This is a genomic window from Lutimaribacter pacificus (assembly GCF_900142185.1).
Taxonomy (GTDB): domain Bacteria; phylum Pseudomonadota; class Alphaproteobacteria; order Rhodobacterales; family Rhodobacteraceae; genus Lutimaribacter; species Lutimaribacter pacificus.
Genome location: NZ_FQZZ01000012.1, coordinates 22,090 through 40,861, shown reverse-complemented (window position 1 = coordinate 40,861; position 18,772 = coordinate 22,090). Strand labels below are relative to the sequence as shown.

Annotated in this window: 17 protein-coding genes; 12 read left to right on the top strand and 5 right to left on the bottom strand. The window is 63.3% G+C overall.

Going from position 1 to position 18,772, the window contains the following annotated elements; genetic code table 11:
- Position 1 precedes the first annotated feature (1 nt).
- From trbK-alt to F3H87_RS19740, 6 genes are read left to right on the top strand one after another with little or no spacing between them, the layout of a single operon-like run.
- On the top strand, positions 2-289 hold the full coding sequence (trbK-alt, locus tag F3H87_RS19765) for a putative entry exclusion protein TrbK-alt (RefSeq protein ID WP_149789653.1): 288 nt from the start codon (positions 2-4) through the stop codon (positions 287-289).
- A gap of 3 nt (positions 290-292) precedes the next feature.
- Positions 293-1,645, top strand: a complete 1,353-nt coding sequence (gene trbL, locus F3H87_RS19760; RefSeq protein ID WP_149789654.1) for a P-type conjugative transfer protein TrbL — start codon at positions 293-295, stop codon at positions 1,643-1,645.
- On the top strand, positions 1,642-2,331 hold the full coding sequence (gene trbF / locus F3H87_RS19755) for a conjugal transfer protein TrbF (protein ID WP_149789655.1): 690 nt from the start codon (positions 1,642-1,644) through the stop codon (positions 2,329-2,331). The genes trbL and trbF overlap by 4 nt, the downstream gene beginning before the upstream one ends.
- Entirely contained in the window at positions 2,328-3,356 is a 1,029-nt protein-coding gene (gene trbG / locus F3H87_RS19750; protein WP_149789656.1) for a P-type conjugative transfer protein TrbG, read from the top strand. The genes trbF and trbG overlap by 4 nt, the downstream gene beginning before the upstream one ends.
- Positions 3,353-4,474, top strand: coding sequence for a TrbI/VirB10 family protein (locus tag F3H87_RS19745; protein WP_149789657.1), 1,122 nt, complete (start codon positions 3,353-3,355; stop codon positions 4,472-4,474). Before trbG ends, F3H87_RS19745 begins: the two co-directional genes overlap by 4 nt.
- Positions 4,475-4,476: 2 nt before the next feature.
- On the top strand, positions 4,477-4,716 hold the full coding sequence (locus tag F3H87_RS19740) for a DUF2274 domain-containing protein (protein ID WP_149789658.1): 240 nt from the start codon (positions 4,477-4,479) through the stop codon (positions 4,714-4,716).
- Here F3H87_RS19740 and F3H87_RS19735 read toward each other — a convergent pair.
- The 5 genes from F3H87_RS19735 to F3H87_RS19715 form a co-directional block, all read right to left on the bottom strand.
- Positions 4,649-5,629: a LysR family transcriptional regulator gene (locus F3H87_RS19735; RefSeq protein ID WP_149789659.1), complete on the bottom strand. Its 981-nt coding sequence runs from the start codon at positions 5,627-5,629 to the stop codon at positions 4,649-4,651. The genes F3H87_RS19740 and F3H87_RS19735 overlap by 68 nt on opposite strands.
- Before the next feature lie 266 nt (positions 5,630-5,895).
- Positions 5,896-6,387: an Hsp20/alpha crystallin family protein gene (locus F3H87_RS19730; RefSeq protein ID WP_149789660.1), complete on the bottom strand. Its 492-nt coding sequence runs from the start codon at positions 6,385-6,387 to the stop codon at positions 5,896-5,898.
- A gap of 40 nt (positions 6,388-6,427) precedes the next feature.
- Positions 6,428-6,826 carry an Hsp20/alpha crystallin family protein gene (locus F3H87_RS19725; RefSeq protein WP_149789661.1) on the bottom strand — a complete coding sequence of 133 codons (399 nt, stop codon included), beginning with the start codon at positions 6,824-6,826 and terminating at the stop codon, positions 6,428-6,430.
- A gap of 15 nt (positions 6,827-6,841) precedes the next feature.
- Positions 6,842-7,270 carry an Hsp20/alpha crystallin family protein gene (locus F3H87_RS19720; protein ID WP_149789662.1) on the bottom strand — a complete coding sequence of 143 codons (429 nt, stop codon included), beginning with the start codon at positions 7,268-7,270 and terminating at the stop codon, positions 6,842-6,844.
- 265 nt (positions 7,271-7,535) lie between these two features.
- Entirely contained in the window at positions 7,536-8,471 is a 936-nt protein-coding gene (locus tag F3H87_RS19715) for a zinc metalloprotease HtpX (RefSeq protein WP_149789694.1), read from the bottom strand.
- A gap of 187 nt (positions 8,472-8,658) precedes the next feature.
- On the opposite strand from F3H87_RS19715, the gene ftsH reads away from it, so the two are divergent.
- The 6 genes from ftsH (at position 8,659) to F3H87_RS19685 (ending at position 18,760) form a co-directional block, all read left to right on the top strand.
- Complete coding sequence (gene ftsH, locus F3H87_RS19710; RefSeq protein WP_149789663.1) at positions 8,659-10,491, top strand: ATP-dependent zinc metalloprotease FtsH; 1,833 nt, start codon at positions 8,659-8,661, stop codon at positions 10,489-10,491.
- Positions 10,492-10,543: 52 nt separating this feature from the next.
- Positions 10,544-13,324 (top strand): ATP-dependent Clp protease ATP-binding subunit, encoded by a 2,781-nt coding sequence (locus F3H87_RS19705; protein WP_149789664.1) that lies wholly within the window; start codon positions 10,544-10,546, stop codon positions 13,322-13,324.
- Between the two features lie 59 nt (positions 13,325-13,383).
- Positions 13,384-13,968 (top strand): NADH dehydrogenase ubiquinone Fe-S protein 4, encoded by a 585-nt coding sequence (locus tag F3H87_RS19700; protein WP_149789665.1) that lies wholly within the window; start codon positions 13,384-13,386, stop codon positions 13,966-13,968.
- On the top strand, positions 13,968-15,113 hold the full coding sequence (locus F3H87_RS19695; protein ID WP_149789666.1) for a cation:proton antiporter: 1,146 nt from the start codon (positions 13,968-13,970) through the stop codon (positions 15,111-15,113). The genes F3H87_RS19700 and F3H87_RS19695 overlap by 1 nt, the downstream gene beginning before the upstream one ends.
- Before the next feature lie 324 nt (positions 15,114-15,437).
- Positions 15,438-16,538, top strand: coding sequence for a glycosyltransferase family 4 protein (locus F3H87_RS19690; RefSeq protein WP_149789667.1), 1,101 nt, complete (start codon positions 15,438-15,440; stop codon positions 16,536-16,538).
- A gap of 17 nt (positions 16,539-16,555) precedes the next feature.
- Positions 16,556-18,760: an amylo-alpha-1,6-glucosidase gene (locus tag F3H87_RS19685; protein ID WP_149789668.1), complete on the top strand. Its 2,205-nt coding sequence runs from the start codon at positions 16,556-16,558 to the stop codon at positions 18,758-18,760.
- The last annotated feature ends 12 nt before the right edge of the window (positions 18,761-18,772 follow it).

Below are 18,772 nucleotides of genomic sequence, written 5' to 3'. Positions count from 1 at the left end.
GATGGAGGGGAAGGTGCTGGCCCGGATCGCGGCCATCGTGTTCGTGGCGATCGCGATCACAGCCACGGTGATCGAGATGACACGCGAGGAAGCTCCCGTGCCGGCCAGCACCGCGCCCGCGCTCCAGCCGTCTGCCGATCCTCTCCGCGCGACGCTGCGCCGGTGCCAGCAGCTTGGCGAGGCCGCTTCCAGCGATGCCGACTGCCTCGCCGCATGGGCCGAGAACCGCGACCGGTTCCTCGGTCGGATGCCTGCACCCGAAGCGCCGCAGCGTCCGGGAGATCAGTGAGCCATGGGCGGAACCGGCGTCATTGACAACTTTCTGGGCATCTTCACCAGCTATATCGACAGCGGGTTTGGGCTGCTCGGGGGGGAGGTGGCCTTCATCGCCACGACGCTGATCGTCATCGACGTGACGCTGGCGGCCTTGTTCTGGGCCTGGGGCGCCGATGACGACATCATCGCCCGACTGGTGAAGAAGACGCTCTTTGTCGGGGTCTTCGCCTATATCATCTCCAACTGGAACAACCTCGCCCGCATCGTCTTCGAGAGCTTCGCAGGCCTCGGTCTGATGGCTTCGGGCACCGGGTTTTCCGGCGCAGATCTTCTGCGCCCCGGCCGCGTCGCCCAGACCGGGCTCGAGGCCGGACGGCCGCTGCTCGAAAGCATCTCCGATCTGATGGGCTGGGTCGCAGTCTTTGAGAACCTCGTCCAGATTCTCTGCCTGTTCTTCGCCTGGGCGCTGGTGATCCTCGCCTTCTTCATCCTCGCGGTGCAGCTCTTCGTCACCCTGATCGAGTTCAAGCTCACGACCCTCGCGGGCTTCGTGCTGATCCCCTTCGGCCTGTTCGGCAAGACCGCCTTCATGGCCGAGCGCGTGCTGGGCAACGTGATTTCCTCCGGCATCAAGGTTCTGGTGCTGGCCGTGATCATCGGCATCGGATCGACGCTCTTCGGCCAGTTCACAGCCGGCTTCGGCGGCGTGACGCCGACCATCGATGATGCCATGGCGATTGTGCTGGCCGCCCTGTCTCTGCTGGGCCTCGGTATCTTCGGCCCCGGCATCGCCTCAGGATTGGTGTCTGGCGGGCCGCAACTCAGCGCGGGGGCGGCCATAGGCACCGGCCTTGCCGTCGGTGGCGCGGCGATCGGGGCCGGAGGGGCGACCATGCTGGCTGCACGCGGAGCCGGATCTGCAGTCTCCGGAGGCGCCGCCATCGCACGCGGCGGCGCGGCCGCGGCGGGCGCTGCCTCGAGCGCCTATACGCTCGGTTCGATGGGCGGAGGAGGTCTCGCCGGCGGGATGGCTGGTGTAGCGCGCGCCGGAGCCGCCGCCTCGGCATCACCGCTCAAGAAGGCGTCCTCTCGAACGGCTGGCGCCATCCAGTCCAGCTACGCCGAGGGCGTCAAGGGCGGTGTTGCGGCGACGGGCGGAACCACCTCGATGGGCACGGTCGGCGGCACGGCGCCCGAGCCTGGCAGCTCCGGCCCGTCCGCCTCCGATGGCCCGCCAGCCTGGGCGAAGCGCATGCGCCATAGCCAGGCCGTGAGCCATGGCGTCCGCGCTGCCGCCCACGCCGTCCGGTCGGGCGACAGCCACGGCTCGGGCTCCTCTGTCAATCTCTCCGAAAGGGATCGCTCATGAACCTCTTCAAGCGCTCCGCCACGCATTATGGCAAGTCACCTCAGCCAGAGACGCCTTACCAGAAGGCTGCGCAGGTCTGGGATGAGCGTATCGGCTCCGCCCGCGTTCAGGCCCGCAACTGGCGCTACATGGCCTTCGGCAGCCTGATCCTCGCGGCGGGTTTTGCTGGCGCCCTGGTCTGGCAATCCGCACGCGGCACGGTAGTGCCCTGGGTCGTTCAGGTCGACGCGCTCGGCGAGGCGCAGACCGTCGCCCCGGCCTCCGCCGATTACGAGCCGACCGATCCGCAGATCGCCTTCCATCTCGGTCGCTTCATCGAACAGGTCCGGTCGATCCCCGCCGACCCGATCATCGTGCGGCAGAACTGGCTGCGCGCCTATGAGTTCACCACGGACCGTGGCGCGGCCGCACTTAACGACTTCGCTCGCGCGAACGACCCGTTCACACGCGTCGGTCGTCAACAGATCGCTGTCGAGGTGTCCTCGGTCATCCGGGCCTCGCCGGGATCGTTCCGTGTCGCCTGGACCGAGCGTCACTACGAGAACGGTCAGCTTTCCACGACCGAGCGCTGGACCGCGATCCTGACCGTCGTGATCCAGACCCCGCGCAGCGCCGAGCGTCTGCGCGCCAATCCCCTCGGTATCTACGTCAATGCGATCTCCTGGTCGCGGGAGATGAGCCAATGACTGAACAGCGTTTCTGTGAGAGCAGGTCTCCGATGGTCGGTGCGCCTGCGTTGGTGGCTCTGCTGCTGTCCGCGTCCGTGCTGGCGGGGTGCGCCAGCAACCATGTGCCGGAATTCAGCTACGACGAGTCCGTGCCGCCGCTGCCCACTCCGCCCGCCTCGGCTGCCGAGGAACGTCCTCGGCCCCTGCACACGCCGCCGGTCTGGACAGTGGCGCATGGCGGAGCGGCGGCGGGCACACCGACCGGCCGTATCGAAAACGCCAATGCCGCCGCCCGGGTCGAGCCGCGCCGCGAGGGCTATTACAACGCCATCCAGATCTATCCCTGGTCGGAAGGCGCGCTCTATCAGGTCTATGCCGCACCGGGTCAGATCACCAATATTGCACTCGAGCCGGGCGAGCGTCTGACCGGCGCGGGGCCGATCGCCGCAGGGGATACCACGCGCTGGATCATCGGCGACACGGAGAGCGGGTCCGGATCAACCGCCCGCGTCCACATCCTCGTCAAACCGACGCGGGACGACATCTCGACCAATCTGGTGATCAGCACTGACAGGCGGGTGTATACGATCGAGTTGCGTGCGCGCGAGGCGCTCTACATGCCCTCGGTCGCCTGGGCCTATCCGGCAGCGCCGCGTGGTGGGCAACAGGCCGTGGCAACCGCGCCGACCATTCCGGCGCCCTCGGCCCGCAATCATCGTTACGGATTGCAGATCCAGGGTGAGAGCCCGCCCTGGCGCCCGGTTTCTGTCTTCGACGATGGCCGTCGCGTCTATATCGTCTTCCCTGCTGGCATCGCCCAGGGCGAAATGCCGCCGCTCTTCGTGCTCGGCGCCGATGGCGAACCGCAGATCGTCAACAGCCGTATCCGCCGGAACGTGCTGATCGTGGATCGCCTCTTCGGCGCCGCCGAGCTCCGGCTGGGGGCCGGAGACCGCCAGCAAGCGGTCCGTATCGTGCGCATGGAGGAGCGCGAGGCGGATGCGCGGACGGCGGGGGATGCGCGAAGGGGAGGGGCGTCATGAGTGACACCGATCCTGCAACTCCGATGCGTCTGCGTCCCGATCCGCCCCGCGTGACCAGGCTGTCGCGCAAGGTTCTGGCCGGTGTCGGAGCGGTCGTCCTGTTCGGCATCGCCGGAGCGCTGATCTATGCGCTCCAGACCCGTGAGGCCGGACCGCCAGGGGGAGAACTCTACTCCATCGACAACCGACCGACAGCGGACGGCCTGGAAGGGTTGCCAGCCGACTATACCGGACCGGTTCTGGGACCGGCACTGCCCGGCGACCTCGGGCGGCCGATCCTCGATGCACAGGAGCGGGGAGTGCCCGTAGGCCCTCCGCCGATTATGGGCCCGACCGTCGATCCGGACGCGGAGCGGCGCAGGGCAGAGGAGGAAACCGCGCGTCTGAGCGGTGTCTTCTTCCAGACGGCGTCTGGCAGGGCAACGACGGCCGGGGCCGGCGTGAGTCTTCCGGGCCTGGGTAGCTCCGAGCAACCTGAGGGGAACCGGCATACGGCTTTCCTCAACGGTCCGGTGGACCGGCAGACCGTCGCATCCGATCGCATTCAGCCGCCAGCCTCGCCGTACATCCTTCAGGCGGGAGCGGTGATCCCGGCCGCCCTCATCACGGGCATTCGTTCCGATCTTCCGGGGCAGATCACCGCACAGGTCACCGAGAATGTCTATGACAGCCCGACCGGATCACTGCTATTGATCCCACAAGGAACCCGCATCATCGGCCAATACGATGACGGTGTGACGTTCGGCCAACGCCGCCTGCTGTTGGCCTGGAACCGCCTGATCCTTCCCGAAGGCGGGTCCATCGTTCTCGAACGTCTGCCGGGGGCGGATGCGAGCGGCTATGCCGGCCTCGAAGATGGCGTGGACTATCACTGGTGGGATCTCATGCGCGCGGCCGGTCTGTCCACGCTGCTCGCGATCGGCGCGGACCTCGCCACCGATGACGAAGACCGTCTGGTCGAGGCGATCCGCGATGGCGCGGTGGACACGATCAACCAGGCCGGACAGCAGATCGTCCAGCGTCAGTTGCAGGTCGCGCCGACACTGACCATTCGCCCGGGGTTCCCGGTCAGGATCATCGTCACCCGCGATCTGGTATTCGAACCGGCAGGAGGGTGATCATGTCGAAACTGAAGCTTGGGCCGTTGCCCGATGACAAGCCGGTGAAGGTGACAGTGGAATTGCCCGCGTCTGTTCATCGCGATCTTGTCGCCTATGCAGAGGTGCTGGGGCGAGAGACGGGGCAGCCTGTCGCCGACCCTGTCCGGCTGATCGCGCCGATGCTCGAGCGGTTCATGGCGACAGATCGCGGGTTTGCGAAGGCGAGGCGTGCGGCTCAAATCCACAGAGATGCTCACTGATAGCCGCGCTTCTTTCCGACCCTGCTTTTGTCCTCGCCATGCTCAGAAGACGCCTGAACGCGGGGTTGTCGTTATTCGGCGACCAGATTGCAGAAAATGGAAGGCGCTCGCCCTTGATCGGTCGAAAGACCACTCCCGGGTGGTTCGTCACCGTCATCGCCTCGCTGACCACGGTCAAACCTCGCCCAATGGCAACCAATGACAGCAGGTTATCTCGACTTACGGATTGCACATGTATGTCAGGGTGCCAACTGAGGTCTGCCAGCTTCCTCACCAGATAGTCATAGATCTCTTGGCCCGGCGCTGTTTTGCTGACCATGAAAGCCTCGCCGCTAAGCTCGCGCCAGTCGACTGCTGTCCGGATGGCTAACTCATGACGTTCAGGCAGGACAACGAAAACACCTTCTGACCACATCAATGCGCTGTCACATTCTTGCCAGGTCCGGGTTCCAGTTAGGAAAGCGACGTCGAGTTTGAGCCGACGGATGGCAGCGACGTGTTCTTCCGGGTTTCCATCGATCAATTCGATCTGCACATGATTGTGCTGATCCCCGAAGGAGCACAGCAATTCGGCCAGAAAGCCCGAGGCAATCGATGAATAAATGCCAACTCTTATACTGCCGTTTTCCGATCTGCCAAGTGCCGCCATCGCGTGCAAGCTCTCATCAAGCCCGCGAATTATCTGACGTGCGCGAGGTAGAAATTGTTGCCCGGCGCGGTTTAGGGTCACACCGCTTCGATGACGGTGGAACAAGGATGTTCCGAGGCGATCCTCGAGATCGCAGATGCATCGACTGATTGATGACTGCTGGACACCCATCGTGCTTCCAGCCTTTCGGAAACTGCCATGATCGGCTGCATTAACGAAGCACCGCAGGTGCCGAAACTCAATGTCACGTGCTCTCCTTTTCATCGTGTGTCATCCGCTCGATGCCCCCATAGGTGAGTCTCGCACTCAATCGTGCAGGGTTCTGGTGCTGTGCTTGTGACGAGATCGTTCGTCCATTTTAGCTATGTGAACTACTCGGAAGTACTTTTGCGGAAGACCTGTCCCGGGCAACCGCCTGAAGTTCCAACCCGACCTGCATGGCTCTCTCCCGATTGGATTTAAGCGTCCAAGACAGGAGAAGTGTAGATCGTCGTGCCGACAGCACGGTACTGTCGGCACGACATTTGGTATCAGGCGTTTTTCACCTCGATGCGCTTGACCTTGGCCTGCGCCTCCGGGGTCTGCGGCAGCTTGATCGTCAGCACGCCGTTCTTGAAGCTGGCATCGGCCTTCTCACCGTCGACTCCCGGCGGTAGCGGGATCGTGCGATAGATCGCGCCATAGCTGCGTTCGGAGAGATAATAGCCCTTCTTCTCCTCCTGCCGCTCGATCTTCTTCTCGCCCTTGATGGTCAGCATGTCATCGGTTACGGTGACCTCGATGTCCTTCATTTCCATCCCGGGCAGTTCGATCGATACCTCCACGTGATCTTCGGTCTCGACCACGTCGGATTTCGCCTCGCCGCCTACCCAGGGCCAGTCGAAATCGCCGACGCGGTTCCAGAAGCCTTCGAACACACGGTTCATGTCGCGTTGAAGGGTGGCGATGGGGTTCTGGTCATCACTTTTCGGGTCGGGCGCATGATCCTTCCGCGCCCAGGGGATCAGGTCCTTGATCTGCATGTGAGTTCTCCTTTCTTCTTTTGGGTGCGACGTGCCCGGCTTACGACGCCGTTACCGTGATCTTTTTGGGTTGGGCTTCCGCTGCGCGCGGCAGCGTCAGGGTCAGCACACCATTAGAGACCTGCGCGCCGATCTTGTCGGGGTCGAAGTCGTCGGACATGGTAAAGGCTCGCTCGAAATCGCCCTCGCCGTATTCGGAATAGGCCAGTTGCAGCTTCTCGGGCTGCGTGGCATGGACCTTACCTTTGATCGTCAACACGCGCTTTTCGAGCGTGATATCCACGTCTTCGGCGGCGACGCCCGGCATCTCGAGTGTCAGTGTCACCCCGTCAGCCGTTTCGACGATGTCGGTCAGCGGCCTGTAGATACGACGGCCGGTGGTGGTTTCCGGTGTCTCGGCCGGGGTCTTGTCGGCAGTATGTGTTACATCGTTGGTCATATATTGGTCCTCCTCTTACGCAGCCTTGATCTCGATTCTCCGCGGCTTGTCCTCTTCGGGGCGGCCGATCACGATGCGGATCACACCGTTGGTCATCCGCGCCTCGACCTTGTCCTCCGCGGCCACGAAGGGTAGCCGAACCGAACGAGCGAACTTGCCAAAGCCGCGTTCGTTGCGGTGCCAGCGGGCGCCTTCCGGAATTTCGGGCGCCTTGCGCTCGCCAGAGAGCGTCAGGACATTCTCCTTCACGGAAATGTCGATGTCGGCCGGATCCACGCCAGGGAGTTCTGCAGTGATCGCGACCGCCTCGTCGCCCTGCCAGACGTTTACGGCGGGGAAAACGGGCTGGGTTACGCGGCCAGGAGAGGTCCCGTCAAAATCGCGCAGCATCGAGCGCATCAGCGCAAACGGATCGCTGCGACGTGTGTAGGTGGGATAGAGCATGTTTCGCCTCCGTCGTTTCAGTTGACGGCGTGGATTTGTCACCACGCCACTGAACGCCCGCGGAGAACGGACATGCTTCAAGGTTCGCCATTTTGGCGGCGGTCTAGAGCATTCGCGTCTGCCATGCGTTCCCCTCGGGCGAACGCCAGGCGGTCCGCTGAATCAGCCGAACCTGTCGCGTATCCGTGAAACCCCAACTGGGCGTTCCGCTGCGGATAAAGTGTTGCCTATTTGCAACTTCAAGACCTCGACGCAAAAAATGTTCTCATCGATAGACGCCCCAAGGCCCGTAACGCGGCGTGGAAACGCGCACAGCCCGCGGTGCGTTCAGGGGAACGGACGGTGGGACCGGTCGGCGGGGTCCGGAAAGTGCGCGCAGCCGCCGGACTCGATCGGCGGTGGGCGGGTGCGTGCGCAGGAGCGAGGGTTCGGGGATGCGGCGTCCGGGCAGGAACATGTCTTCCCAGACGCGCCCGACGCGGCGTTCCAGCTTGAGGAGGGCCGAAGCGAGGCCATCGGGATCGCCGGTCAGCTCGGCGCCGCCCCTGTCGGCATCGTATTCCCGGGCCCGCGACAGCGCGAGCTGAAGAAGGGCCATGATCGTGGGTGAAAAGATCAGGACAAGTGGTACCTGCCAGGGCACATAAGCCGCGCCGGCCAGGATGAGCGGCAGGTTCAACAGCAGGATGAGTTGCCCAACCCAGGACGCGAGCGACACCGCGCGCGACATCGCGTCGGCCAGACCCATGATCCAGAGATCGCGGTTGGCGATGTGAGCGACCTCGTGCGCCAAGACCCCGGCCAGTTCGCGCTGGTTCATAGATCGAAGAAGACCATCGCTGACGCAGACGGCGCTTTCATCCGGAGAGCCCATAGCGAAGGCGTTCGGCATCTGGCTCGGTACATAGTAGAGTTCCGGTACACGCGGCAGCCCGGCGCGGCGTGCGAGTTCGGCCAGTATCGCCATGCCCTCTGGAAATTCCCGCCCGCTGAGCCTGCGTGCGCCGTAGGCGTTCAGCAAAAGGCGTTTCGGGATGCCGGGTGACAGCAGCAATCCCAGCAAGGATCCGATGACGATCGCAATTGCCAAGCCCTGTCCCGCAATCGCCGAAACGATGAACCAGGCGATAACCGCCATACCCGCCAAAAGCAGTATGGATTGGAGCAGGTTCAGGAATTGGTGGCGCGGCGTCGCAGTCATGATCGCAATAAATTTCACTCGCGGCTAACGGGAAGTGGCACGCCACGGGATGTAAGAATTTTGGGCAGCGTTGCCAGCTTCGATCTTCATGTCGGATCCCTCTTGAACTCGGCTCAAGCAATACCAATCTGGCCGGATGTGACAAATCAGCCACATCTCTACGGGTTGGCGCCGAGGAGAGAAGGGGATGGAAAAGAGAACCGAATTTAACATCTGGTACTGGATCGTCGCATTTTTTGCGGTGATCTTTATTCAGGATCTGATCGCCAGCTACCGCAGCATCGCGCCGATCAGCTATAGCCAATTCGAACAGTATCTGGCCGACGGCGACATCGCTTCGGTTGCGGTCGGGTCCGATACGATCACCGGCACCTTTGAAACTCCCATCGGCGGCCGCTCTGGCTTCGTCACCACGATCGTCGATCCCACAATTCTTGAAAGGCTGGACGACGCGGATGTCGAGATCACCGGCGTTCCGCAAAACACCTGGATCGGGGCGCTTCTCTCCTGGGTGGTGCCTGCAGTGGTCTTCTTCGGTCTCTGGATGTTCGTCTTTCGCAAGTTCGCCGAGCGTCAGGGTTTTGGCGGTTTCCTGCAGGTCGGCAAGAGCAAGGCCAAGGTCTACATGGAGAAGGAAACCGGCGTCAGCTTTGCCGATGTGGCCGGGGTCGACGAGGCCAAGGCCGAGCTGGAGGAAGTGGTCGATTTCCTGAAGACCCCCGAGGATTACGGCAAGCTCGGCGCCCGGATCCCGAAAGGCATCCTCCTGGTCGGCCCGCCGGGTACCGGCAAGACGCTTCTGGCGCGGGCCGTGGCGGGCGAGGCGGGCGTGACCTTCTTCTCGATCTCGGGCTCGGAATTCGTCGAGATGTTCGTGGGCGTCGGCGCCGCAAGGGTGCGCGACCTGTTCGAGCAGGCCCGCAAGAACGCACCCGCGATCATCTTCATCGACGAGCTCGACGCGCTCGGCCGCGCCCGCGCCTCCGGTCAGATGGCCGGCGGGCATGACGAGCGCGAACAGACGCTGAACCAGCTTCTCACTGAGCTGGACGGGTTCGACCCGTCGTCGGGGATCGTGCTGCTGGCGGCCACCAACCGGCCGGAAATCCTCGACCCGGCGCTGCTCAGGGCCGGGCGCTTCGACCGGCAGGTGCTGGTGGACAAGCCCGACAAGAAGGGCCGCATCCAGATCCTCGGGGTACACATGAAGAAGGTGACGCTCGCACCGGACGTGGATGCGGAGAAGGTCGCCGGGCTGACCCCGGGCTTTTCCGGAGCGGACTTGGCAAATCTGGTCAATGAGGCGGCGCTATTGGCAACCCGCCGAAAGGCCGATGCGGTGACCATGGAAGACTTCAACAACGCAGTAGAGCGTATCGTCGCCGGGCTGGAGAAGCGCAACCGTGTTCTGAACGCGCGCGAGCGGGAAATCGTGGCGCATCACGAAATGGGGCACGCGCTGGTCGCGATGGCGCTGCCGGGGGTCGATCCGGTGCACAAAGTCTCGATCATCCCGCGCGGGATCGGTGCGCTCGGCTATACGATCCAGCGCCCGACCGAGGACCGCTTCCTGATGACCCGCGAGGAACTGGAGAACAAGATCGCCGTTCTTCTGGGCGGGCGTGCGGCCGAGAAGGTCATATACGATCACCTTTCGACCGGTGCCGCCGACGACCTGGTGAAGGCAACCGACATCGCCAGGGCCATGGTCGCGCGCTACGGCATGGACCCCGATCTGGGCCATGTCAGCTATGACACCGAGCGGCCCGGCTTCCTTGGCACGGGGGATCAATCCGCCTGGCTCAACCGCCGCCACAGCGAGGCAACGGCCGAGCGGATGGATACCGCTGTCAAGGCGATCATCGACGACATCTTCGCGCGTACGGTCGCGCTTCTCGACGCGAACCGGGCGCTGCTGGAGGAAACGTCCCGCGATCTGCTCGACCGCGAGACGCTGGACGAGCCCGACCTTCGGGCCATCGCAGAAAAGGTCCGCACTCAGGAGGTCGAGGCGGCCTGAACACAGAGACCCAGTCCGGACGTTCCGGCTGGGAGCATGACGGAGGTGAAAAATGGCAAACGGCATCTGTGATATCTGCAAATCCCGACCTGCCAGCTTTCGTGCGCAGGTCTCTGTCAACGGTGAACGCAAGGTGATGGAGCTTTGCGACGAGGACTACCGCAGGATCGCCCGACGGCAGGGGCGTAGCGCATCGCCACTGGAATCGCTTTTCGGAGGGCGCTCGCTCTTCGATGAATTTTTTGGCGATTCCGGTGGCCTTTTCGATCGGCTTGGCGAAGATCAGGGGCAACCCGTCCCTATCCGACAGGCGGGGCGCACCGCGCGGCGCGGCGGCATCAATATCGCTGACCGCCTGAGCGAACAGGCCAACCGGCTTTTGCAGGAGGCGGGCCAGAAGGCGCATGAATTCGGCCGGACCGAGGTTGATACGGAACACCTTCTGCTGGCGCTTACCGGCTCGGATGTTGTCCGCACGGTGCTGGGGCAGGTCAAGATCGACGCCGACGATCTGCGCCGCCAGATCGAGAGCGAAGCGAAGAAGGGCGACGCAACGGGGGAGGACCGTGAGATCGGCGTCAGCCCGCGGGTGAAGGATGCGCTGAACCGCGCCTTCATCGCCTCGAACGAGCTGGGCCATTCCTATGTCGGCCCCGAACACCTTCTGATCGGTCTCGCCGAAGAGGGCGAGGGCGTGGCGTCGAGCATCTTGAACCGGCTGGGCCTGACGCCGCAGGCGCTACGCCAGCAGGTGACAAAGGTCGTCGGTCAGGGGGCCGAGGAAGGCCGCGTCGAAACCCCGTCGAGCACGCCTGATCTGGATGAATACAGCCGCGATTTGACCAAGCTGGCGCGCGAGGGCAGGCTCGACCCGGTGATCGGCCGGGCGCGTGAAATCGAGACGACGATCGAGGTTCTGGCGCGGCGCAAGAAGAACAACCCGGTGCTGATCGGCGAACCGGGTGTCGGCAAGACCGCGATCATCGAGGGGCTGGCGCAGCGCATCGTCGCGGGCGAGGTGCCCGAGGCGCTGCGCGACAAACGGCTGGTCGAACTCAACATCAACTCGATGGTGGCCGGATCGAAATATCGCGGTGAGTTCGAGGAGCGGGTCCAGAAGATCCTCAAGGAGATCGAGGCCAACAAGGCCGACATGATCCTGTTCATCGACGAGATCCACACCATCGTCGGAGCCGGACAGGGCGGCGGCGAAGGCGGGCTCGACATCGCCAATACCTTCAAGCCGGCGCTGGCCCGCGGCGAGCTGAACCTGATCGGCGCGACCACCCTGAACGAGTACCAGAAATACATCGAGAAGGACGCCGCGCTGGAGCGCCGCTTCCAGCCGGTCTATGTCGATGAGCCGACGGTGGCGCAGACGATCATGATCCTGCGCGGCCTGCGCGACACGCTGGAAAGCCACCACAAGGTGACGATCACCGACGAGGCCATCGTCGCGGCGGCCGAGCTTTCCGACCGCTACGTCACTGGCCGCTTCATGCCCGATAAGGCCATCGACCTGATCGACCAGGCTGCCGCGCGCGTGAAGATCAGCGCTACCGCGCGTCCCGTCGATGTCCAAGAGCTCGAGGCTGAGGTCGCGCAGATTCGGCGCGAGCAGGACTACGCTGCGGGGAGGAAGCAGTTCGACCGTGCTGCTGAACTCAAGAAAGAGCTTGAAGCCAAACAGGTCGAGCTTGACGAGTTGATGGAAACCTGGAAGCGCGACCGGGCCTCTGCGACGGCTGAAGTGCGCGCTGACCACGTGGCGCAGATCGTCTCGAAACTGACCGGCGTGCCGGTGAGCGAACTGACGACAGAAGAGCGCGAAAAGCTGCTGAAACTCGAGGACAAGTTGCATGAGCGGGTAATCGGCCAGGAAGAGGCGATTCATGCCGTTGCCGATGCCGTGCGACTGGCACGCGCCGGGCTACGCGAGGGCTCCGGCCCGACCGCGACCTTCCTGTTCCTCGGTCCGACCGGCGTCGGCAAGACCGAGCTGGCCAAGACTCTGGCGGAGACGATCTTCGGTGATCAGGATGCGATGATCCGCATCGACATGTCCGAATATGGCGAACGTCACGCGGTCGCGCGGCTGGTTGGCGCCCCGCCGGGCTATGTCGGCTACGACGAGGGCGGCCAGTTGACCGAACGAGTCCGGCGCCGGCCTTATTCTGTCGTGCTGCTCGACGAGATCGAGAAGGCGCATGCAGATGTCTATAACATCCTGCTGCAGGTCTTCGACGATGGCCGCCTGACCGACGGCAAGGGCCGCGTGGTGGATTTCACCAACACCATCATTATCGCCACGTCGAACCTCGGCTCCGATATCATCCAGCGCAACCTTCGCAAGCGCGGAACCAAGGAGTTCGACGAGGCAGGGCAGAAGTCCGAACTGATGGACGTGTTGCGTGCCCATTTCCGGCCCGAGTTCATCAACCGGATCGACGAAATCATCGTCTTCCATTCTCTGAACCAGTCGGAAATCCGGCAGATCGTCGAGCTGCAGCTGGCCCGCGTCGCCCGCACGGCGATGACCCAGGGCGTCGAGCTCGACTATGACGGAAGCGTTGCGGAGCATTTCGGAGCGGTGGGTTTCCGGCCAGAGTTCGGCGCCCGCGAGTTGCGACGGCTAATCCGGTCGGAACTGGAAACCGAGCTCGCCCGCGAGATGCTTTCCGGTCGGATCGAGGACGGCGACAAGGTGCGCGTCGCCTGGACCGCGGATGATCAGAAGATCACGTTCCAAAAGCTGGAGAGCGCAGAAGAAACCGAGGCCCTCGGCGAGCCCGGCAATGGCGATAGCGAAGAGGCCGAGCCTGCCGCCGAATGACGGCCCGTGCACCGGCGACGGTAACGCCGCCGGTGCCGCAATCCGAAGAGAGGTAAATCATGATGAAAGGACATAACCGCCCCCCGTTTCGACCGAAGATCCCCGGAACTGACCTGACATCTCCATACGTGCCGACAGCGTTGATCTACAGGCCAGCTCGCTCGTCCCACACCTCCGCTCCAATCAGGCGGCAGCATTGGATACTCGAGTTTGAGCCGGCCCGGGCGCCGGTCATCGAGCCTCTTATGGGCTGGACCGCAACCGAAGATCCCTATCGTCCGATCCGCCTGACATTCCCTGATCTCGACAGCGCCATCGCCTTCGCGGAACGAAACGACTGGCAGTATATCGTGCGCCACGAGCCGGACAAACGTCGATCCGTGCCACCGCGCCGCTTGTGGTGGGAGACAGTGCCAACCAGCAAGGGAGCCGATGCTCCTGGCGCCCACCGCATCGAGACCGGCCACCGACCGAGTTCCCGGCACCGGCTTCACCGAGGCATCGACGCGGCCAGCGTTCGTGATCTCTCAGCGGAACTCGCGACGGCTGCAGACCCGGTCTGTGAAGCGAGTGCTGAGTCCTTCCCCGCGTCCGACCCACCGGCGTGGATCGGGGCGACTGTCTATGGAAGCGGGCGACGTTGATGCACGCCGACCAGGGGCTGTTGGAGGCCGCCGCGTTGCTCGCCATGATGGCTTTCTGCCATGTCGCGATCTGCGCACGGCTTGGCATCCCCGCACTGGTCGGTTTCCTGCTGTCCGGCATTGTGATCGGGCCGTCCGGTCTGGGGCTCATCGCCGAGGGTGCCACACTGACGCTTATCGGTGAGGTCGGGGTGATCCTGCTTCTCTTCGCGCTTGGTCTGGAATTCTCCCTCGACAAGCTCGTGTCGCTCCGGCGGCTGATCTTCGGACTCGGTCTGACACAGGTGCTCGTAACCGGAGGGTCGGTCACCGTAGGGCTGCTCGTCTTTACCGAGATCGCGCCGGCGGCGGCGGTCCTGATCGCTGGCGCGGTCGCGATGTCATCGACCGCGCTTTGCCTCAAGGTCCTGGCGGGCGGCGATGCGCTCGGAACGCCTCAGGGACGGGTCGCGATCGCTGTTCTGCTGTTTCAGGATCTGGCGGCCGTCGGCTTTCTGGCCTTTCACGATGTCATCGCCGCGGCAGGAGTCGTGGAAAGCGCGCACGACGTCCTGAAGATGGTCGGGGGCATGGGCGTGCTCGTCGGGTCGCTCTTCATCGCCCGGTCAATGCTTCAGCGGCTTGCCGGATGGGTCGCAACCCAGGGCGAGGCTGAACTCGCACAGCTTCTGGCCCTGACCGTTGCCTTGCTCGCGGCCATTATTGCGCAGGTTGCGGGTCTTTCGCCGGCGCTCGGTGCATTCGCTGCCGGCATGATGATCGCCGAGGGCGACGCCCGCCAATTCGTTGAACGGGAAATCAGGCCGTTCCGGGATTTGTTCGTTGGGGTGTTCTTCATCGGTATCGGAGCTCAACTCCATATAGATGCGGTTTGGTCGACATGGCCAAGTGTGTTGGCATGGCTTTTTGTGCTCATGGTGGTGAAACTCGCGCTTGTTGTTGCCCTGACCCGCATGTTCGGAGAACAGCTCGAGACTGCGCTTCGCGCCGGCGCAATCCTGGCCCATGGCGGCGAATTCAGCTTGATGCTCATCTCTGTCACGACTGCCTCCGGCCTGTTGCAAGCCAAGATCGCCGACCCTTTGTTCCTCGCGTTGGGGCTGAGCATGCTGATTGGAGCGGTTGTGGTTCGTCGCGCAGCGTGAATGCGACCAACGCACACTCAGCACCTGCCTGTTTCAGGTCATATTTTTTGCGCGCCGGAGGGGGTTGAAACTCCAAAGTCGATTTCTAACTGAACTTTTCGCAGGGGTTCCCTGCTATCTGACATCGCTGTTTTGCGCAGGAGGTTTTGCCGGGCAAGGCCATCTCGGGTTCCGGAACCATGGTCCGGCGGATGGCAGTGATCTTGTATCACGACTGTCCGAATTCGAGATGCCACATCCGGCGGTCATGCCCAGGCGGGGTGATCGTAGACGACCTTCTCGCATCCATTGTTGAGGCTTCGCTCAGAAGAGGAGGTTTTGCTGATGAAGATCGCACAGATCGCACCGCTGGAAGAAAGTTGCCCGCCGCGTCTCTATGGGGGAACAGAAAGGATCGTCTCCTATCTCACCGAAGAACTGGTCAGGCAGGGCCATGAAGTCACGCTGTTCGCCAGCGGCGACAGCCGGACCAAGGCCCACCTGGTCCCGTGCAGCAAGGAAGCGCTCCGGCTCGATCCGAACGTGAAGAACTCGCTGCCTTGGCATGTCGCCATGCTGGAGGAAGTCCGCTTGCGGGCCGATGAATTCGACGTGCTGCATTTTCACATCGACTTCCTGCACTATCCCATGGCGCGCGCATTCGCCGATCGCATGGTGACGACCATGCACGGCCGGCTCGACGGGCCTGATCTTCGTCCCTTCTATGCGACCTTCCCGAACTATCCGCTTGTTTCGATCTCGGACGACCAGCGCCGTCCGCTGCCCTTCGTGAACTGGGCAGGAACAGTTTATCATGGTCTTCCCAAGACTCTGCTGCCCTTCACCGAACGCCCGAACGGCGACTATCTTGCTTTCCTCGGACGGATTTCGCCGGAGAAACGCCCGGACCGCGCCATCGAAATTGCGGCGCGGGCGGGGATGCCACTGAAAATCGCTGCCAAGATAGGCGATGCGGATCGCAAGTATTGGGAAGAGATCATCGCGCCTATGGTCGACGCCCACGACAATGTCGAGTTCATCGGAGAGATCAACGAGAAGCAAAAGGCCGAATTTCTCGGGAACGCGCGGGCGCTGCTCTTCCCGGTCGACTGGCCCGAACCTTTCGGCTTGGTGATGATCGAGGCCATGGCCTGCGGCACGCCTGTAATCGCATGGGCGAATGGCTCAGTGCCCGAGATCGTGGAGCCAGGGCTGACCGGCTATGTCGTGCACTCGCTGGAGGACGCTGTCGCGGCCGTCAGCAAGCTGGACCGTATCAGCAGAGGAATCGTGCGCGAGACGTTCGAAGAACGCTTCACCGCAGATCGCATGGCGCGCGACTATGTCGAAATCTATCGCGGGCTGCCGGGCGTCGAGGCTGTTACGATGCCGCTCCCGCATATGCTCGGCGGCCACGGAGCCCGGGTACTGCATGCGGCGGAATGAGTGCGAAGGAGTGTAGGATGACCGAGGCGCTGCAACAGACGGCCTTGCGTGCGTCGCAACTGGTCGCGCCGCCGGCGCAATTCTTCATCCCGGCGGCAGCCTCCTTGCAGGAGCGGCGGCCACGAACCCTGAAGCACGGCGATACCTTCGCCGTGTTCGATCACAATGGCGATGTGCTTTCGGGGCCGGGCAGCCCCGAGGGCCTGTTCCATCGCGACACCAGGTATCTCTCGCATTACTATCTGACCATCGGGGGAGAGCGGCCCATGCTGCTCTCGTCCACATTGCGCGACGATAACGCCACGCTGACCTGCGATCTGACGAATCCCGATCTTTATGACGAAACCGGTCGCTGTCTGATTGCGCATGATCGCATCCACATGCGCCGGACGCGGTTTCTTTGGCAAGGCACCTGTTATGAGCGGCTGGCGGTACGCAATTTCGACGAGGCCCCACATGAGATTACCTTGGAAATCGCCTTTGAGGCCGATTTTGCTGATATTTTTGAGGTCCGTGGCCGGGTACGGGCCCGCCGGGGAACGTCGCTCTTGCCGGAGGTGGATGGCTCGCACGTGCTCTTGTCGTACCGGGGGCTCGACCACAATCCACGTAGCACCGCGCTGCGTTTCGATCCTGCGCCTGTGCAGCTTGAGCCGGGGAAAGCCGTCTATCGTCTGAGCCTCGCCCCCGGCGAAACGCGTTCGCTCTTTATCGAGATCGGCTGCGACGTGAATGGGGCCGAGGATCCTCCGTCGCGCCTGTTTTTCCGCTCGTTGCGGGACGCGCGCCGCGCACTCAGACGTTCCTCTTCCCGCGCAGCCACGGTGCAAAGCTCCAACGAGATATTCAACGAGACCATGCGCCGTTCGGTCTCGGACCTCTACATGCTCATGACCGATACGGAGGAGGGGCCCTATCCCTATGCGGGCGTGCCTTGGTTCAGCACCGTGTTCGGGCGCGATGCTCTGATCACCGCCTGGGAAATGCTCTGGCTCGACCCGGCGGTCGCGCGGGGCGTTTTGCTGCATCTTGCGGCCAACCAGGCGACGGAATTCGATCCGGATACCGATGCCGAGCCAGGCAAGATCCTTCATGAAGTGCGTTATGGCGAAATGGCGGAAACCGGCGAAGTTCCGTTCCGGCGCTATTACGGCAGCGTGGATTCGACACCGCTGTTCGTGATGCTCGCCGGGGCGTATTTCGAACGCACCGGCAATCGGGAGGTGCTGGAAACACTCTGGCCGCATGTCCGCGCGGCGCTCGACTGGATCGAGACCTATGGCGATCGGGACGGCGACGGTTTCGTGGAATATGGACGGCGCAACGACAAGGGGCTCGCCAACCAGGGGTGGAAGGACAGTCATGATGCGGTGTTTCATGCCGATGGGACGCTGGCCAAGGGGCCGATCGCGCTTTGCGAGGTGCAGGGCTACGTCTATGCTGCCCGGCTGGCTGCGTCCGAGATCTCAAGGGAACTCGGTCATGAAGGGATCGCGGAGGAACAGGCGCAAAAGGCCTCGGAATTGAAGTCCCGTTTTGACGCGGCGTTCTGGGACGATGAGCTTGGAACCTATGTGCTCGCCCTCGATGGTGACAAACGGTCCTGCCGGGTGCGCAGCTCGAACGTGGGCCATCTGCTCTGGACGGGGATCGTCCCGGAGGAACGCGCCGAAACGGTCGTCGGAGCCCTGATGGGGCCGTCGTCTTTCTGCGGATGGGGAGTGCGGACCATTGCCGCGGGTCAGGCACGGTACAATCCGATGAGCTATCACAACGGCTCGGTCTGGCCCCATGACAATGCGCTGATCGGGGCGGGGCTGGCGCGCTACGGGTTCCGTGAACAGGCCGCGCGTATATTCGAGGGCATCTTCTCCGCCGCCACCTATATCGATCTGCGACGGTTGCCGGAGTTGTTCTGCGGCTTCCCGCGCCGCGAGACGCAAGGTCCCACCTTCTACCCAGTGGCCTGTACGCCGCAGGCCTGGGCGGCTGGAGCGCCGCTGTTGCTGCTTCAGGCTTGTCTCGGGCTGCGCTTCGACGCCGAGGCGCGGCAGGTGATCTTCGAGCAACCGATCCTCCCGGAGTTTCTGGGAGAGGTGGTCCTGCGCAATCTGCGCCTTGATGGTGGAACTGTCGATGTGACTCTGCGCCGGTCCGGCACTCACGTGGTTGCCGACGTTCTGCGCCGCGACGGGCCGGTTCGGGTGATCGTGACCACCTGAAGAGACGGGCTG

Excerpts from the sequence above, each read along its gene's own strand:
- F3H87_RS19685 (WP_149789668.1), top strand. The coding sequence starts at position 16,556 with ATGACCGAGGCGCTGCAACAGACGGCCTTGCGTGCGTCGCAACTGGTC.
- F3H87_RS19730 (WP_149789660.1), bottom strand. The coding sequence starts at position 6,387 with ATGCAGATCAAGGACCTGATCCCCTGGGCGCGGAAGGATCATGCGCCC.
- F3H87_RS19725 (WP_149789661.1), bottom strand. The coding sequence starts at position 6,826 with ATGACCAACGATGTAACACATACTGCCGACAAGACCCCGGCCGAGACA.
- F3H87_RS19745 (WP_149789657.1), top strand. The coding sequence starts at position 3,353 with ATGAGTGACACCGATCCTGCAACTCCGATGCGTCTGCGTCCCGATCCG.
- F3H87_RS19695 (WP_149789666.1), top strand. The coding sequence starts at position 13,968 with ATGCACGCCGACCAGGGGCTGTTGGAGGCCGCCGCGTTGCTCGCCATG.
- trbK-alt (WP_149789653.1), top strand. The coding sequence starts at position 2 with ATGGAGGGGAAGGTGCTGGCCCGGATCGCGGCCATCGTGTTCGTGGCG.
- ftsH (WP_149789663.1), top strand. The coding sequence starts at position 8,659 with ATGGAAAAGAGAACCGAATTTAACATCTGGTACTGGATCGTCGCATTT.
- F3H87_RS19715 (WP_149789694.1), bottom strand. The coding sequence starts at position 8,471 with ATGACTGCGACGCCGCGCCACCAATTCCTGAACCTGCTCCAATCCATA.
- trbG (WP_149789656.1), top strand. The coding sequence starts at position 2,328 with ATGACTGAACAGCGTTTCTGTGAGAGCAGGTCTCCGATGGTCGGTGCG.
- F3H87_RS19690 (WP_149789667.1), top strand. The coding sequence starts at position 15,438 with ATGAAGATCGCACAGATCGCACCGCTGGAAGAAAGTTGCCCGCCGCGT.
- F3H87_RS19735 (WP_149789659.1), bottom strand. The coding sequence starts at position 5,629 with ATGAAAAGGAGAGCACGTGACATTGAGTTTCGGCACCTGCGGTGCTTC.
- F3H87_RS19700 (WP_149789665.1), top strand. The coding sequence starts at position 13,384 with ATGATGAAAGGACATAACCGCCCCCCGTTTCGACCGAAGATCCCCGGA.
- trbL (WP_149789654.1), top strand. The coding sequence starts at position 293 with ATGGGCGGAACCGGCGTCATTGACAACTTTCTGGGCATCTTCACCAGC.
- F3H87_RS19705 (WP_149789664.1), top strand. The coding sequence starts at position 10,544 with ATGGCAAACGGCATCTGTGATATCTGCAAATCCCGACCTGCCAGCTTT.
- F3H87_RS19740 (WP_149789658.1), top strand. The coding sequence starts at position 4,477 with ATGTCGAAACTGAAGCTTGGGCCGTTGCCCGATGACAAGCCGGTGAAG.
- F3H87_RS19720 (WP_149789662.1), bottom strand. The coding sequence starts at position 7,270 with ATGCTCTATCCCACCTACACACGTCGCAGCGATCCGTTTGCGCTGATG.
- trbF (WP_149789655.1), top strand. The coding sequence starts at position 1,642 with ATGAACCTCTTCAAGCGCTCCGCCACGCATTATGGCAAGTCACCTCAG.